Annotated in this window: 12 protein-coding genes; 4 read left to right on the top strand and 8 right to left on the bottom strand. The window is 70.7% G+C overall.

Going from position 1 to position 15,588, the window contains the following annotated elements; genetic code table 11:
- Nucleotides 1-57 precede the first annotated feature (57 nt).
- Nucleotides 58-993, bottom strand: a complete 936-nt coding sequence (locus tag M4J07_RS13925) for an aldo/keto reductase (RefSeq protein WP_255971593.1) — start codon at nucleotides 991-993, stop codon at nucleotides 58-60.
- A complete protein-coding gene (locus tag M4J07_RS13920) occupies nucleotides 990-2,912 on the bottom strand; it encodes a hypothetical protein (protein ID WP_255971591.1) in 1,923 nt (640 codons plus the stop codon). Before M4J07_RS13920 ends, M4J07_RS13925 begins: the two co-directional genes overlap by 4 nt.
- A 117-nt stretch (nucleotides 2,913-3,029) precedes the next feature.
- On the opposite strand from M4J07_RS13920, the gene M4J07_RS13915 reads away from it, so the two are divergent.
- The 3 genes from M4J07_RS13915 (at nucleotide 3,030) to M4J07_RS13905 (ending at nucleotide 5,694) form a co-directional block, all read left to right on the top strand.
- Nucleotides 3,030-3,857, top strand: coding sequence for an amidohydrolase family protein (locus M4J07_RS13915; RefSeq protein WP_255971589.1), 828 nt, complete (start codon nucleotides 3,030-3,032; stop codon nucleotides 3,855-3,857).
- Nucleotides 3,858-3,893: 36 nt separating this feature from the next.
- Nucleotides 3,894-4,880 carry an acetylxylan esterase gene (locus M4J07_RS13910; protein WP_255971587.1) on the top strand — a complete coding sequence of 329 codons (987 nt, stop codon included), beginning with the start codon at nucleotides 3,894-3,896 and terminating at the stop codon, nucleotides 4,878-4,880.
- A gap of 79 nt (nucleotides 4,881-4,959) precedes the next feature.
- Nucleotides 4,960-5,694 carry a GntR family transcriptional regulator gene (locus tag M4J07_RS13905; protein WP_255971585.1) on the top strand — a complete coding sequence of 245 codons (735 nt, stop codon included), beginning with the start codon at nucleotides 4,960-4,962 and terminating at the stop codon, nucleotides 5,692-5,694.
- 90 nt (nucleotides 5,695-5,784) lie between these two features.
- On the opposite strand, the gene M4J07_RS13900 is transcribed toward M4J07_RS13905, so the two are convergent.
- From M4J07_RS13900 to M4J07_RS13880, 5 genes are all read right to left on the bottom strand, one after another.
- Nucleotides 5,785-7,758, bottom strand: coding sequence for a right-handed parallel beta-helix repeat-containing protein (locus M4J07_RS13900; protein ID WP_255971583.1), 1,974 nt, complete (start codon nucleotides 7,756-7,758; stop codon nucleotides 5,785-5,787).
- Between the two features lie 37 nt (nucleotides 7,759-7,795).
- Nucleotides 7,796-8,710: a carbohydrate ABC transporter permease gene (locus tag M4J07_RS13895; RefSeq protein WP_255971581.1), complete on the bottom strand. Its 915-nt coding sequence runs from the start codon at nucleotides 8,708-8,710 to the stop codon at nucleotides 7,796-7,798.
- 12 nt (nucleotides 8,711-8,722) lie between these two features.
- Entirely contained in the window at nucleotides 8,723-9,649 is a 927-nt protein-coding gene (locus M4J07_RS13890; RefSeq protein WP_255971579.1) for a carbohydrate ABC transporter permease, read from the bottom strand.
- Nucleotides 9,628-10,872, bottom strand: coding sequence for an ABC transporter substrate-binding protein (locus M4J07_RS13885; protein ID WP_255971577.1), 1,245 nt, complete (start codon nucleotides 10,870-10,872; stop codon nucleotides 9,628-9,630). Before M4J07_RS13885 ends, M4J07_RS13890 begins: the two co-directional genes overlap by 22 nt.
- A gap of 245 nt (nucleotides 10,873-11,117) precedes the next feature.
- Nucleotides 11,118-12,395: an alpha-L-fucosidase gene (locus M4J07_RS13880; protein WP_255971575.1), complete on the bottom strand. Its 1,278-nt coding sequence runs from the start codon at nucleotides 12,393-12,395 to the stop codon at nucleotides 11,118-11,120.
- A 198-nt stretch (nucleotides 12,396-12,593) separates the two neighbouring features.
- Here M4J07_RS13880 and M4J07_RS13875 point away from each other — a divergent pair, with 198 nt between their 5' ends.
- Nucleotides 12,594-13,346, top strand: coding sequence for a ribonuclease activity regulator RraA (locus M4J07_RS13875; RefSeq protein ID WP_255971573.1), 753 nt, complete (start codon nucleotides 12,594-12,596; stop codon nucleotides 13,344-13,346).
- Nucleotides 13,347-13,349: 3 nt separating this feature from the next.
- On the opposite strand, the gene M4J07_RS13870 is transcribed toward M4J07_RS13875, so the two are convergent.
- The coding region (locus tag M4J07_RS13870; RefSeq protein WP_255971571.1) for an FdhF/YdeP family oxidoreductase at nucleotides 13,350-15,588 on the bottom strand (2,239 nt) is incomplete at its 5' end.

The following is a 15,588-nucleotide window of genomic DNA, read 5'->3' as shown; positions in this document are numbered from 1 at the left end:
TGCGGCCGGTGGGTCGTTCTCCTCCACGTAACCACCGGCGCCCCGGCGGGATTCCTGTCAGGCGGCGCCGAGGAGCTCCGGGGGGACGAACCCCTCCTGTGCGAGCCGCCGCCACAGCTCGTCGGGGACGGGGAAGCGGGCGGCGGCCGCGTTCGCGGTGACCTCGGCCGCCGAGCGGCAGCCGACCACGACCGAGGTGACGGCCGGGTGCAGGTAGGGGAACTGGAGCGCGGCGGCGGGCAGCGGCACGTCGTACGCCTCGCACAGCTCCCTGGCCCGCCGCGCCCGGGCGAGGGCCTCCGACGGGACGGGCCCGTAGTTGAACATCGCGCCGGGGGACGGATCGGCCAGCAGCCCCGTGTTGAAGACGCCGCCGACGACCACCGCGGTGCCCCGCTCGGCGCACAGCGGCAGCAGCGTGCCGAGGGCCTCGTGGTCGAGGAGCGAGAAGCGGCCCGCGACGAGCACGACGTCGACGTCGAACTCCGTCACGTACGAGGCGAGCGGTGCGCTGTGGTTCATGCCGAAGCCGATCGCCCGGATCAGCCCCTCGTCGCGCAGCCTCCGCACCGCCGGATAGGCCGTGCGGCGGACCTCCTCCGGGTAGGCGTCGGGGTCGTGCAGGTACAGGACGTCGACGCTGTCGCGGCCCAGCCGGGTCAGGCTCGACTCCAGGGACGCGCGGATGCCGCGCTCCGTCCAGTCGGTGACCACCTCGCCGGGGGAGCCGTCCGGACGGGGGCGCAGCAGCCAGCCCGTCTTCGTGGAGATCACCGGATCGGTGATCCCGGCCGGGCCGAGCAGCCGGCCGAGGCGCTGCTCGGCGAGGCCGTGGCCGTAGCGGGGCGCCGTGTCGAAGTACGTGATGCCCTCGGCGGCGGCGGCCTTCAGCGTCGCCGCCGCGTCGTCCTCGGTCACCTCCTCGAACAGGCCGCCCAGCGGGGCGGTGCCGAGGCCGAGCCGGGGCAGGGCGAAGGGCAGTCGGGTCGTCATGCCGTCTCCCACGGGGAGGCACAGGCCGCGCGGCCGCCGCGCAGCGTCATGGTCAGGGTCAGTTCGATCCGGGTGTGGCCGGGCAGGTCGACCCGGCAGTACGGTCCGTCGACCGGCTGCTCGGGGCCGTCGTCCACGCGCACGGAGGCCACGTGGTGCTCGGCGAACGAACCCGCCTGCACCAGCAGCGACCGGGCGGCGGCGCCGAGGTTGACCAGTTCCACCACCGTGTGGTCGGGGCGGATGTCGGGGACGAGCGCCGCGACGTCCGGCGGCAGTCCCGGCCGGCGGGCGTCCAGGTCGTGGTAGCGGACGTGCAGCTGGGCGAGGCCGCCGTTGTAGAGGACCTGCGGGGAGCCGGTGGTCAGTTGCAGCAGGGCCTCGGTCACCACGGGGTTGAGGTGCTGCCAGTGGTGGATGTCCAGGGCGTCGGGGCCGACCGCGGGATCCACGGTGTCGTGCTCGATGGCCGCGACCCGCTCGGCGCAGCTCGCGAGGGCGCTGCTCAGCATCCGCTCGGGGAAACCGGGGTTGCGGCCGTGCAGGAACTCGTACCAGGGCTCCTCGTGCCCGGCCTCGTCCTTGATGCGCTGGGTGTGCACGGCCGTCCAGTCCCAGCCGGCCCCGGCCCGCAGCCGCTCGATGCGCTCCCGGTCGCCCTCCTCCCGGCTGAAGTGCCAGAGGGACAGGGGGAGTTGTCCCGGCATGACGGTGAAGTCGAACCAGCCCGCGTCGTTGTGCCGCTGCGGCACCATCAGCGTGCGCCCGGCGGACATGGCCGCCAGGTGCGGTGCCCAGCGCTCGCCCAGCGTGCCCATCCCGTCGGCGCCGCGCTGCTCGGCGTGGCGCAGCACGGTGTCGAGCGGGTTGCGGGCCAGGTCGAGATAGCCGCGGTCGCCGGTGAGGAGCGTCGCGTTGGCGGCGCCGACGAGCGTGGAGCTGCCGACGGGGGACAGGCCGTGCGGCCAGGACCAGCCGTAGTGGCCGCCGTACCAGCGGCCGTCCAGATACTCGCCGACCACCCCGCCCAGACCGGCGTTGTCGGGCACGACCTCGCGCCCGGCGAGCCGCTCCTGCCACACCCCGACGTACTCGGCGACCCAGTCCGCGTACCGCTGGTCCCCGCTGAGCAGGAACGCGTTGGTGGCCAGGCCGGTGGCGCCCAGGTTCGCGATCGTGTCGCCGCGGCCCATCCGGTCCCACATCGCCCGGCCGTACGCGCGGGCGAGGTCCGGTGACGCGACCAGGTCGTCGAAGGACGTGACGCCGTCGAACCCGTCGAGCGGCAGCCCGTACGGGTGCAGCGCCAGGCTCCACGGGAAGTACGCCTCCTCGTCGCTGAACCCGTAGCGCGGGCCCGCCGCGCCGTTGTGCGGGGCGCGCAGGACGCGGTGCTCCGCGTCGTAGTTCGGGCCGCCGGGGAGGTAGAAGTCGGCGAACCGGCAGGCGAGTTCGCGCAGTTCGGGATCGTCCGGGTCGGCGAGGCAGAGCCCGTAGAACAGCAGCAGGCCCTCGCCCTGGTGGAACCAGTCGTAGCCGCGCTCCAGACCGTCGACGAGCATGCCCATCTCGGTGAGCTGCGCGGTGACCCCGCGCCAGTGCCGGCGCGCCGCGGTCAGCAACTCGGCGCTGCCGCCCAGCAGGTACAGCGTCGGCCAGTTGAAGAACGGCTCGTAGAAGTCGTCCACGCCGTCCCGGCCGTCCATCCCCTCGCCGAGCGCCTCGCGGAAGACGAGCCGGCCGTCCTCCTCGGTGTACCGGTCGGCGAAGAGCCGCCACGCCTTCTCCTGGGCGGCGAACAACTCCCGCTCCAGCAAGGCCCATCGGGGCTGTTCGGTGAGGGTCCGGCGCGCTGTCAGCCGGGGTCCGAACGCCTCGCCCTCCGTCTGCGCGCCGCCGGTCCGGTCAGGCCTGAGCATCGAGAACACCCGCTCCCTCGTCACCTACGTGACCTACGTCTTGAACAATCGCCCATCGATAGACGATGGTTAGAGTCACCGGCGGGGAGCCGACGTGTCAATACTCGGGAGCGGGCCGTGATCGACTGCCATGTCCATCTGTGGGACCCGGCCGAGGGGTTCGGCTGGATCCGCCCGGACAGCGCCCACCACCGCGCCTTCGACACCGCCGACCTGGCGCGATCGGGCTCCGGGGTACGGGAGTTGGCGGGCGCCGTCCTGGTCGAGGCGTCGCGCGGCGACCAGGACGAGACCCTCGCCCTGCGCGCACTGCGGCTGCGCCGCCCGGACCTGATCGCGGGCTACGTCGCGAACCTGCACGTCCACGGCGCCGGCGGACCCGGCCGGCTGCGCGCCCTGCTCGACGAGTGGGGCGCGTCAGGACCCAACGGCATGCGGCTCGGCGGTGCGCACTGGGCCGACACCCCCGAGTCCGCCCGGGCGCTGGTCCCCGTCCTCGCCGAGCGCGGCGTCGTCCTCGAACTCAACCTGCACCGGGGCGCGTTGACCACCGCGGCCGAGGTCGCCGCGCGCCACCCCGGCCTCACGGTCGTCGTCGACCACCTCGGCAACGCGCCGGGCCTGGCCACCCGGGACCTGGGGGACTGGTACCGCGACGTCGAGCGGGCCGCGGCCGCCCCGCAGGTGCTGGTGAAGATCTCCGGGCTGCTCACCCAGCAGCACGGCGCCGAGCCGCACCAGGTCGCGCACCTGGTGCGCCACGTCGTCGACACGCTCGGCCCCGGCCGCTGCCTGGTCGGCTCCGACTGGCCCATCTGTCTCCCGCGCGGCTCACGGGCCGACTCGCTGGCCCTGTCCCGCACGGGACTCGACCACCTCACCGCCGACCGGCGCGAGCTGGTGCTGCACACCAACGCGGTCCGGGCGTACCGCCTGAACCGCTGACCACACCCTGTCCCGCACCCTTCACGGAGCTGCCCCATGGCCCAATTCGACCTGCCCCTGGACGAGCTGGAGCGCTACCGCCCCGACATCCCCGAACCGGACGACCTCGACGCGTTCTGGCGCGAGACGCTCGCGGCGCAGGAGGAGTTCGCCCTCGACGCCACGTTCGAGCCCGTGCACAACGGGCTCGCCACGATCGACACCTTCGACGTGACCTTCGCGGGGTACGGCGGCCACCCCGTGCGCGGCTGGCTCCAGCTGCCCGCCGTCCGCACCGGACCGCTGCCCGTCGTCGTCGAGTACCTCGGCTACGGCAGCGGACGCGGCGTACCGCACGAGAAGCGGCTGTGGGCCGACGCGGGTTACGCGCACTTCGTCATGGACACCCGCGGCCAGGGCGCCGAGACCCCGGACCCCGACCCGGCCACCGGGGACGTCGCCGCCCCCGGCTTCCTCACCCGCGGCGTCCTCGACCCGGACCGCTACTACTACCGGCGCCTGTACACGGACGCGGTCCGCGCCGTCGCCGCCGCGCGCAGCCACCCCGACGTGGACCCCGCCCGTGCCGTGGTCACCGGCACCAGCCAGGGCGGCGGCATCGCCCTCGCCGCCGCGGGCCTCGTCCCCGACCTGGTCGCCGCCCTGCCGGACGTGCCGTTCCTGTGCCACTTCCCGCGCGCCACGACGATCACCGACGCGCCGCCGTACGGCGAGGTCACCCGGTTCGTGAAGCTGCACCGCGAGCACGCGGCCACGGTGGCCCGCACCATGTCCTACTTCGACGGCGCCACCCTGGCCCGCCGGGCCAACGCGCCGACGCTCTTCTCGGTCGGCCTGATGGACCACATCTGCCCGCCCTCCACGGTGTACGCGGCGTTCAACCATTACGGCGCGCTGCGGAATGTGGACCAGGCCGACAAACAGATACGGGCCTATCCGTTCAATGACCACGAAGGCGGCGGACCCGATCACGAGGTCGTCAAATTGGAATGGCTCGCCAAGCAGCTGGAATCCACCGTGTGATTCCATCGATAGGCGATGGATGCGTATCATGGTCCGACAATGGAGCAACTGACGTGCCCCGGCGCGGGATTGGGAATTCATGGCATCTGACGCCTCGGGTGGATTCGTCTCCACGCTGGCCACCAACAAGGACCGGTTCCGCAAGACGCTGATCTCGGACCAGGTGTACGAGCTGCTGCGCCAGGCGGTCGTCGACGGTGATCTCGGCCCGAACGACCGAGTGGTCGAATCGGAGATCGCGCGGCGGCTCGGCGTCAGCCAGGCCCCGGTGCGGGAGGCGGTGAAGCGGCTCGCCCGCGAGGGCCTGCTCATGCACGTGCCGCGCCGTGGCCACTTCGTCGTCGAGATCTCCTCGCAGGACGCCGAGTACGCCCGCCAGGTGCGTGAGCCGCTGGAGCGGCTGGCCGCCCAGCTGGCCGTCGAGCACGTCACCGACGACCAGCTCGCCGAGCTCGACGCGCTGGTGGAGCGGATGCACGAGGCGGTCGCCGCGAGCGACGTCAGCGGCTTCCGGGACGCCGACATCGAGTTCCACACCCTGGTCAGCCAGTTCGCCGGCAATCCGTTCCTGGCCCGGATGTGGGAGGTCATCGAGCCGAGCCTGCGCACGCTGCGGGCCATCTCCGACCCGCTCTTCGACGGCGACTGGCGGGCCATGGCCGATGAACACGGCCGTCTCGTCGACCTGTTGAGGTCGGGGGAGCCCGACAAGGCGGCCGCGGCGTTCGCCGACCACGCGGCGGGACGCGGGCCCGTACCGGACGCGCGCGAGGTGCCGAAGCCGCGCCGGAAGGCCGCCGCGAAAAAGTCCTGACGACCGAATAGTGGGGGCCCAATGCGGAATTCCGCATTGGGCCCCCACTATTTTGCAAGTGAGTTGCAGAGACGGCAGGAATCAGGGGAATTATCGGCGGGCGCCCGCCGTCCACTTCGGTGCGCCGTACTGGTACGCGCCCAGACTCGGCGTCGGGTCCGTCGAACCGTCGTTGATCCCCGGCAGCGGGATCGCCGCATTGCGCGCGGGAGATGCCGCGGTCAGCCGGAAGTCGTGGTTCGCGGCGTCGACGAAGAGCGGATCGGTCTCGGCGGGCAGGTTGTTCGACAGCACGAGACCGCCGTCGGTGGCGCCGGTCAGGCCCCGGATCGTGCCGACGTTGTTGTAGATCCTCGTGCCGGTCGACGCGTTCGGCTCCTTCACGTAGAACAGCGTCATCCCGCCGGTGTTGTTGGCGACGAGGTTGTCGTGCGACCCGGTGCCGAGCCCGTTGAGCATGACCGTGCCCTCGCGGTTGCCCCAGCCCACGTTGTTGTGGATCCGCAGATCGCTCTGGCCGTTGTCCGCGTAGACGCCCGAGATACCGAACGTGCTCGACGTCGTCGTCGGCGCCGGGTCGTGCAGCACGTTGTGGTCGATCGACGAGCCCATCATGTACGCGCTGCAGCAGGTGTAGATCGCGGCGACGTCCAGGCTGAGCCGGGCGTACCCGGAGATGTCGTTGGAGGCGATCACGTCCTTGCCCGGCTCCAGGCCCTCCACGGTGTTCCACTGGAGGTTGATGCCGCTGCGCCCGACGCGGGAGATCGTGTTGTGGGTGACCGTCTGGCTGTTGCCCTGCACGGCGACGCCCGCCGCGTAGGTACCCATGTAGTCGACGTCGTGGATCACGTTGTCGGTGGCGGTGTTGTTCTGGCCGCGCAGCGCGATGCCGTTGCCGGCGCTCAGCGACAGGTCGCTGTTGACGACCTTGTTGTCCGTGCCGTCGATGACGAGGCCGGTGTCGGCGACGCCCCGCGTCACGGTCGACCCGCAGTCCGTCGCGCCCCGGGTGATGTCCGTGTAGTGCGACAGGTACTGGCCCTTGATGCCGTCGAGGGTGACGCCGGTGCTGGTCGGGCCGGTCTGGATCGTGGTGCCGAACAGGGCGAGGCCGGCCACCTTGGTGTGACTGGTCTTCGTCAGGTCGAAGCCGAGCGTGCGGCGCTTGGCCTCGATGGTGTGGGAGGCCGGGGAGTCGGTGCTGTACACGTACAGGCGCTTGGCGGCCGGGTCGTAGAACCACTCGCCGGGGTGGGCGAGTTCCCCGATCTTGCCGGAGAGCGCGTACCTGGTCTCCTTCGGCACGACCTTGTGCACGCACGGCGGCGCCACGTCCAGCGTCACCGAACCGGCGGCCGAGCTCTTCACCGTGCCGGTGGCCGAGACGTACCAGTAGCCGGTGAGGGCCCGCGCGCCGTCCCAGTAGCCGGCCGGGCGGGTCAGGTCCGCGTCGGCGATCGTGGCGTCCGCACTGCCCTCACCGGCGTACTGGAGCGAGGGGGCGAGAGGGTCGAGGCCGGGATAGGGCCACTGGGCCTCCACGCCCATCTTCCGGTCGGTGAACACCTGCACGGTGCTCACGTCCGAGCCGAGGTCGACGTCCGTGCTGTAGACGTTCCCCGCCGCCACCGCGGCGCTGAACTGCGAGTCCTGCGCGAACGGGTCGGCCTTGGCGATCTCGGTGACGTCGGCGGCGGTGACCGGCCGGAAGCCGCCGAGTCTGGAGGTGCCGCTGACGGTCACGTCCGCGCCGGGCGCCGCGCGGTACGTGATCGGCAGCTCGGCGTTGCCGGACCGGGCGGGCACCACCGTCTCCTCGTAGCGGCCGGACACGATCTCGCAGGTGTCGCCCGGCACCATCACGTCCGCGCACTTCTGGATGTTCCGGAACGGGGCGGAGGCGTTCGTCCCCGCGTTCCCGTCGGCGCCGTACGGCCCGACGTAGTACGTCTTGCCCGCGCGGGACTTGTCCGGATGGGCGACGGCCGGGTGCCCGGCCGCGACCACCGCGAGGGAAGCGAGCAGGGCGGCTGCGCAGCGATGTCTCCATCTCCTGGTCACTCCGTGATCCTTTCTTCCGATCTGCTGAGGTGGTGGTTCAGCCCTTCACGGCACCGACCGTGAGGCCGCTGATGATGTGGCGCTGCATGTAGATGAAGAAGATGACGACGGGCGCGACGGCGAGCAGCAGGTTGGGGAACACCTTCGTCAGGTCCGTCGAGTACTGGCTGATGCCGGCGTAGATCGCCGTCGTCACCGTGTAGTGCCCGGAGGACGGGCTGAGCAGGATCTGCGGGGACACGAAGTCGTTCCAGATCCCGATGGAGTTGAGGATCAGGACCGTCACGACCGCGGGACGCATCAGCGGGAAGATGATGGTCCAGAAGGTGCGGTAGCGGCCCGCGCCGTCGATCGTCGCCGCGTGGTCGATGTCCACCGGGATCGTCCGGATGAAGCCGACGAACAGGAAGATGCTCACCGGCAGCGTCGACGCCACGTCGTGCGCGATCAGACCGGTGACGGTGTTGGCCAGGCCGACCTCGCGCAGCACGTAGATCACCGGGATGATCACGGCCGCGCCCGGGATGAACGTGCCGGCGAGGAAGTACAGCAGCACCAGCTGCGTGCGCTTCTTCAGGCTGCGCGCGATCGCGTACGCGGCCGGGCCCGCCAGCAGGATGCAGAACACGTCGACCATCACGACGAGGAACAGCGTGAAGCCGTAGCCGCCGATGACGTTGAACTGCGGGCTGCTGATCGCCGCCGACATGTGCTCGAAGGTCAGCCCGCCCAGCGGGATCGAGAACGGGTTGTCGAGGATGTCCTGCTGCGACTTGAACGCGTTCACGACGAGCAGATAGATCGGCACGACCATGACGACGAACAGCACGCCGAGCAGCACCCAGCGCACGGGCGAGCGGGACTCCTCACGGTCCGCGCGCGGCACGTCGTCGTCCTTGAGCGACGCGGGTACGACCTTCGGCCGGTCGTCGGCCTTTGCCTCCAGTGTCACCACTACCGGCTCCTAACTCCCTGTCGCGGCTTGGTCTTGACGGTTGCGCAGCGCCGTCACGAGGAGGGCGAGCACGGCGGACACCACCATCAGGAACACCGCCTGCGCGGTCGCGTAGCCGACCTTGGTGCCCTCGAAGGACCGGGCGAGGATGAGGTACGTGAACGTCTGCGTCGAGCCGGCGGGACCGCCGCCGGTGAGGCTGACCACGATGTCGTACGCCCGGATGAGCCCGACCAGGTTCAGTACCGTCGCCACGGTCACCACGGGCGCGATCATCGGGATCACGACCCGCAGGTTGATCTGGCGCTTGCTGGCCCCGTCGATCGCGGCGGCCTCCAGCAGCTCGGCCGGCACGGTCTGCAGGGCGGCCACGAACAGGACGACGTTGAAGCCGAAGCCCGCCCACACGATCACCGCGATCAGTGAGACCAGCGCGAACTGCTCGTCGAAGAGGAAGCCCACCGGATCGATGCCGAACTTGGCGAGGGTGTTGTTGATCGCCCCGTTCGTGCCGAGGATCGCCGCCCACAGGTAGCCGAGGATCAGCGCGCTGATCACGTGCGGGAAGTAGGCGACGGCCCGGAAGAAGGAGTTCGTGCGCGACTTGGCCTTGAGCGCGAGCGCGTAGACGAGCCCCAGACCCACCATGAGCACCGTGCCCGCCACGGCGATCAGCGCCGTCACGTACCAGGCGTCCGTCGAGCTCGGGTCGTCGAAGAGGTGCTGGTAGTTGTCGAGCCCGATGAACGCCGCCGTGGAGAAACCGTCCCAGTCGGTGAGGCTCAGGTACACGGCGACGACGACCGGCACGACCGTCATCACCGTGTACAGGAGGACGGCCGGGCCCATCATCCCGAGGGAGACCGCGGTCTCCCGCAGCCGGGCCCGGTTCCTGCCGCGCCGCTGTGCCTCGGTCAGCCCTGCGAGTTCCACCACTTGTCCAATCCCTCGGCGACGGCCTTGGGCGACGCTCCGGAGTACAGGGACTGGACCTGCTTGTTGAGCTCGTCGCTGAACCCGGCGACCGGCTGGTTGGCACCGGACTTCACGATCACCGACGGCGCCTTGTCGAGGATCTTCTGCACCGACGTGCCGAGGCTCGACATCGGGTACGAGAAGCCCGTGCGCATGTTGCCGTCCGAGGCCAGCTGGCTCTTGATGGCGGCCGGATCGGTGGTCGCCCACTTCACGAAGTCGATGGCCTCGGCCTTGTGCGGCGACTTGTTCACCACGACGTACGGGTTGGAGATGTTGCCGAACTGGCCGGACGGGTACGCCCCGTCGGTCGGCATCGAGAACACCCCGATGTCGTCGCTCTTCTTCGCGGCGTCCGCGGCGGGCACGAAGAACGAACCCATCACGTACATCGCCGACTTGCCGTTCAGGAACGCCGTCTGGCCGTCCGCGTAGGTGACGCCGAGCGCGCTCTTGTCCAGGTAGCCCTTGTCGATCCAGCCCTTGTAGTCCTTGAGGTAGTCGAGGTAGCCGCTGTCGGCGAAGGAGACCTTGCCGTCGTTGCGCTTGGCGGTCCACCGGGGGTCGGCGGTGAGGACGCCCGCGTCGGCCATCATCGAGAACTGGCCGCCGGTGACCCACTGACCGGCCGTCTGCAGCGGCTTGTACCCGGAACTCTTCAGCTTGCCCATGGCGGCGGTGAGGTCGTCCATGGTGCGGATCTTCGACGCGTCCAGGCCGGCCTTCTCGAAGGCCGCCTTGTTGTAGAAGACGAGTGACTGGATCTGCTCGCCCACGCCCACCATGTAGCGCTTGCCGTCGACGGCGTACTGGTCGGCCAGTGGCGTCTTGGCCGTCCAGGACTCGTCGGTCAGGTCGGCGAAGAGCGAGGCGGTGTCCGCGTTCGGCGTGATCTGCTGCACGACGTCCGGCGGGTCGCCCGCCGCCAGGTCCTGGCGCAGCTTCGCGTCGGCCGCGATGGTGCCGGTCAGCTCCAGCTTCACCGTCACGCCCGGGTGGGCCTTCTCGTACCTCGCGAAGAGGTCGTTCCAGTACTTCTCCGTCAGGTTCGGCGTGATGTTGACGATGACCCGGAGGGTCGTGCCCTCCGCGGCCTGGTCGGACCCGCCACCACAGGCGACGGCCGACGCCATCACCAGGGGAGCCACGGTGAGCCCGCAGGCACGGCGCCACATTGTTCTCATCGGACACGCTCCGTTGCGTAGTCGTGTTGCTCAGTCGTGAATAATCGATAGCTGATGTTCAGCCGTGTGGTTCCCGGTGGAGCAGCGGTGCGCGGGGGAAGTGAGGCGGAAGGGAGGCGGGGCTGGGCCCTCGCCTCGACGACTATCGTCTATCGATTGCTGATGCTAGGGGCGGCACTTCGCTTGTTCAAGAGTCGTGCAGCGACCAACCGCCTTGCGGGGCACCGGTCTTCGGGCCGGGCCCCTCACTCGCCCTCGGCCAGCTCCAGCTCGATGACCGGGAGCAGCACGTCGGGGCGGGCGATCGGCAGGTTCAGGGTGAGGGTGCCCGCGGGCTGTCCGGGCGGCGCCAGGTTGTTGTGCTCGTGCCGGGCGCCGTCCGTCTCCTGGAAGCCGATCTCCGAACCGTCGTGCAGGAGTTGGGCGTAGCGCACGCGGCCGGCGAGGCCCGGCAGGTGGAGGTGCTTGAGCGGCCAGGCCAGCAGATGCAGATAGAGGTGCCGGCCGCTGCGGGTGTAGAGGGCGTTGGCGGGCGCCTCGAACGCGGCAGGCCCGGCCCCGTGCACGGACCGTCCGTGCAGCTCGGTCCACTCGCCGATGGCCCGCAGGGTCGCCCGGGCCCGCGGGTCGAGGGCGCCCCGGCCCGTGGGGCCGACGTTCAGGATGAGGTTGCCGCCGCAGGCGACGGACTGCACCAGCATCCGGACCAGCAGGGCCGGGTCCTTGTAGTCGTGGTTGTCGCGGTCGTACCCCCACGAGCCGTTGAGCGTGTGGCAGGCCTCCCAGCGGACCGGTACGCCGTCCCGCTCCAGCGGCCGGTCCGGTTGGTACTGCTCGGGGGTCACGTAGTCGCCCGGCACGCCCATCCGGTCGTTGACGAGGATGCCCGGCTGCAACTCCCGCACCATGCTCATCAGTTGCCCGGCGCCCCACGCCTCCGGCCCCTTCGCCGGATAGCTGAAGTCGAAGAAGAGCAGGTCGATAGGGCCGTAACCGGTGAGGAGCTCGCGCACCTGCCCCTCCATGTACGAGCGGTAGCGCGCCATGTCGCGGGGCTCCCGCTCGGCCGGGGTGCCGCGCAGCGGATGGTGCTCGTCGACCGTGAAGTCCGGGTGGTGCCAGTCCAGCAGCGAGTAGTAGAGCCCGACCCGCAGCCCCTCGGCGCGCATCGCGTCGACGAACTCGCGCACCAGGTCGCGCCCGGTCGCGCGCACCGATGTGTAGTCGGTGAGCGCCGAGTCGAAGAGGCAGAACCCGTCGTGGTGCTTGGTGGTGAGCACTGCGTAGCGCATGCCCGACTCTCGCGCCGTGCGCGCCAGTTGCCGCGCGTCGAACAGGTCCGGGTCGAACCGGTGCAGATAACGGTCGTACTCCTGCTGCGACATGGCCTCCCGACTGCGCACCCACTCATGCCGGGCGGCCAGGCTGTACAGCCCGAAGTGCACGAACAGTCCGAAGCGTGCCGCCTCGAACCACCCCGGGGAATCGGGGAGTTGAGAGGCGTCGGGGGAAGCAGCGGCCACGGTGGATCTCCTGACGGACGCATTGACATCACTAATCGATTGGCTGTTATCTACCATCGATAGGCGATGATGTCACTGGCGTTGCGTGCGACGAGCGCGCGGAGAGGCACGTGCATGCACCCGACTGGGGATCAGAAAGCGCCGTCGACGGGGGAGACCCGTGTCAACGGGACGGGGGAGGCCCGCCCCTACGGTTCGATGAGAGCCGCCGTCCACACCTCGACCTACGAACGCCCCACCGCACAGATGGTGGAGGCCCTCCAGGGCGTCAGCGCGGCGACGGCCTGCGCGAAGCTGCACCAGATGGGCATCACGCGGACGTTCATCGACGGCCCCGTACCACTGCACAGGGAACCGGACGTCAAGATCACCGGCGGCGCGGTGACCCTGCAGTTCCTGCCGCAGCGCGAGGACGTCTTCAACGGCGCCGAGCAGGAGGACATCGAGCGCAAGACCCCGCTGTGGGGCGTACTGGAGTCGATCGAGCCCGGCGACGTGCTCGTCGTCTCCGCCCACGGCAGTCACTTCACCGGCTGCCTCGGCGACATGCTCGTGCGCTACTTCAAGCTGCGCGGCGGCGCCGGGATCGTCGTCGACGGACGGGTCAGGGACGCGGCCCGCATCCGCGCGCTCGGCGTCCCCGTCTGGTGCACCGGCGTCACCCCGCACTACGCCTCGCAGACCGAGCTGTTCCCGTCCGCGTTCAACGTGCCGGTCGGCGTCGGCGGCTCCCTGGTGACCCCCGGCGACCTGATCGTCGCCGACGAGGACGGCGCCGTCGTCGTGCCCCAGCACAAGGCGGTCCCGCTCGCCGAGGACTCGCTGCTGCACCAGGACCGGGAGGCGTTCGCGCGCCGCCGCCTCGACGAGGGCGGACGCCTCTCCGACTACTACCCGCTCACCGGCGACGGTCTGACCGAGTACCTGGCGAGCCGGCCCGCCGCCACCTGAGCCCTACGGGGTGTGCGCCACCACCTCGACCGTCAGGTGCTTCATCAGCGGCTGGTCGCTCTGCGGGCTGAAGTCCCCGATCGCGCACAGCGAGTTGAGCTCCGGCATGTAGCCGACGGCGCTGCCCCGCGGCACGTCGTACGTCACCGCGCGGTACCCGCGCACCGTGCGGCGCGTGCCGTCCCTGGCGATCGAGGTGATGTCCACCGGATCGAGGTCGGCCAGGCCGCGGTCGCGCATGTCGGTGGCGTTGAGCAGGACGACGGTGCGCAGGTTGTGCAGGCCCCGGTAGCGGTCGTCGGACGAGTAGATCGTGGTGTTCCACTGGTCGTGGGAGCGGACCGTGGCGAGCGTCAGGAGGCCCTCGCCGGGGCTCGGGTCGGGCAGCGGCGCGAGCGAGAACTCGGCGCGGCCCGACGCCGTCCGGAAGACCCGCTCCCGGGCGGGCTGGCGCAGCCGGAAGCCGTGCGGGCCGCGCACCCGGCGGTTGAAGTCCTCGAAGCCGTCCAGGGCCCGCTGCATGGTGTCGCGGATCCGGTCGTAGTCCTCGACGTACCCCTCCCAGGGCGTCGCGCTGTCCGGGAGCGCGGCCCGCGCGATGCCCGCGATGATCGCGGGCTCGGAGCGCAGGTGCGGTGACGCGGGGCGCTTCATGCCGCGCGACAGGTGGACCATGCTCATCGAGTCCTCGACGCTGACCGACTGCGCCCCGCCGGCCTGCACGTCCTTCTCGGTGCGGCCCAGACACGGCAGGATGAGCGCCCGCCGCCCGTGCACCAGGTGCGAGCGGTTCAGCTTGGTGGACACCTGGACGGTCAACTCGCAGTTCCGCAGGGCCTGTTCGGTGTACTCGTGGTCGGGCGCGGCCCGCACGAAGTTGCCGCCCATGCCGACGAAGACCGTCGCCCGGCCCTCGTGCATGGCCTGGATCCCGTGCACCGTGTCGAGGCCGGGCGCGCGCGGCGCCGTGATCCCGCAGACCTCGTCGAGACGGTCCAGGAACGCGTCCTTCGGACGGTGGTCGATGCCGCAGGTGCGGTTGCCCTGCACGTTGCTGTGGCCGCGGATCGGGCAGGGGCCCGCGCCCTCGCGGCCGACGTTGCCGCGCAGCAGCAGGAGGTTGACGATCTCGCGCACGGTGTCGACGCCGTGCTCCTGCTGGGTGATGCCGAGGCACCAGGCGACGATCGTGCTGCTCGCCTCGGTGTACACGCGGGCCGCCCGCCGCATGTCGCGTCGGGTCAGCCCCGAGGCCTGCTCCAGGTCCTCCCACGGGGTGGCCGCGCACAGGTCCCGGTAGGCGTCGAAACCCTCGGTGAAGCGCTCCAGGAACTCCCGGTCGACCGCCTCCGGCTCGTGCTCGGCGCTCTCCAGGACCGCCTTGGCGACGCCGCGCAGGAACGCGAGGTCGCCGCCGATCCTGGGCTGCAGGTTCATCGTGCCGGTGGGCGTGGACCGGAACGTGGCCATCGCGGCGAACTCGTGCGGCACGATGGTCCGCCCCGCCGCGGCCTCCACCAGCGGATTGACGTGCACGACCTGTGCCCCGCGGCGACAGGCGTGGGCCAGTGTCGTGATCATGCGGGGGACGTTCGACGCGGCGTTGACGCCCATCACGAACAGCGCGTCCGCCGTGTCGAGGTCGTTCAGGTCGACGGTGCCCTTGCCGGTGCCCAGGGACGCCGTCAGCGCCCGGCCGCTCGCCTCGTGGCACATGTTGGAGCAGTCCGGCAGGTTGTTGGTGCCGTACTCGCGGGCGAAGAGCTGGTACAGGAACGTGGCCTCGTTGCTCAGCCGCCCCGACGTGTAGAACAGCGCCTCGTCGGGCGAGCCCAGGCCGCGCAGCACCTCGCCGACCAGGGCGAACGCGTCCGCCCAGGAGATCGGCAGATACCGGTCGGTGTCCGGGTCGTACGACAGCGGTCCGACCAGCCGGCCCTGGTCCTCCAGGTCGAAGTCGGCCCAGGAGGACAGCTCGGTCACCGTGTGCGCGGCGAAGAAGTCCCGGTCGACCCGCTTGGGCGTCATCTCCCAGGTGGCGTGCTTGATGCCGTTCTCGCACAGGTCCAGGTGCAGCCCGTGCTGGTCGTCGGGCCAGGCACAGCCCGGGCAGTCGAAGCCCCGGTCCGGGTGGTTCATCGTGACCATCAGCCGGGAGGCGTCCACCGGCTCCTTGGCCCGCGCCACGACCTTCGCCACGGACTTGGCGGCGCCCCAGCCCGCCGTCGGGTGGTGGTAGGGC

The organism is Streptomyces longispororuber, assembly GCF_024448165.1.
In the GTDB taxonomy this organism is placed as follows: Bacteria; Actinomycetota; Actinomycetes; order Streptomycetales; family Streptomycetaceae; genus Streptomyces; species Streptomyces longispororuber_A.
This window is presented reverse-complemented; position numbering and strand designations above follow the sequence as displayed.

Excerpts from the sequence above, each read along its gene's own strand:
- M4J07_RS13920 (WP_255971591.1), bottom strand. The coding sequence starts at position 2,912 with ATGCTCAGGCCTGACCGGACCGGCGGCGCGCAGACGGAGGGCGAGGCG.
- M4J07_RS13910 (WP_255971587.1), top strand. The coding sequence starts at position 3,894 with ATGGCCCAATTCGACCTGCCCCTGGACGAGCTGGAGCGCTACCGCCCC.
- M4J07_RS13925 (WP_255971593.1), bottom strand. The coding sequence starts at position 993 with ATGACGACCCGACTGCCCTTCGCCCTGCCCCGGCTCGGCCTCGGCACC.
- M4J07_RS13885 (WP_255971577.1), bottom strand. The coding sequence starts at position 10,872 with ATGAGAACAATGTGGCGCCGTGCCTGCGGGCTCACCGTGGCTCCCCTG.
- M4J07_RS13905 (WP_255971585.1), top strand. The coding sequence starts at position 4,960 with ATGGCATCTGACGCCTCGGGTGGATTCGTCTCCACGCTGGCCACCAAC.
- M4J07_RS13875 (WP_255971573.1), top strand. The coding sequence starts at position 12,594 with ATGAGAGCCGCCGTCCACACCTCGACCTACGAACGCCCCACCGCACAG.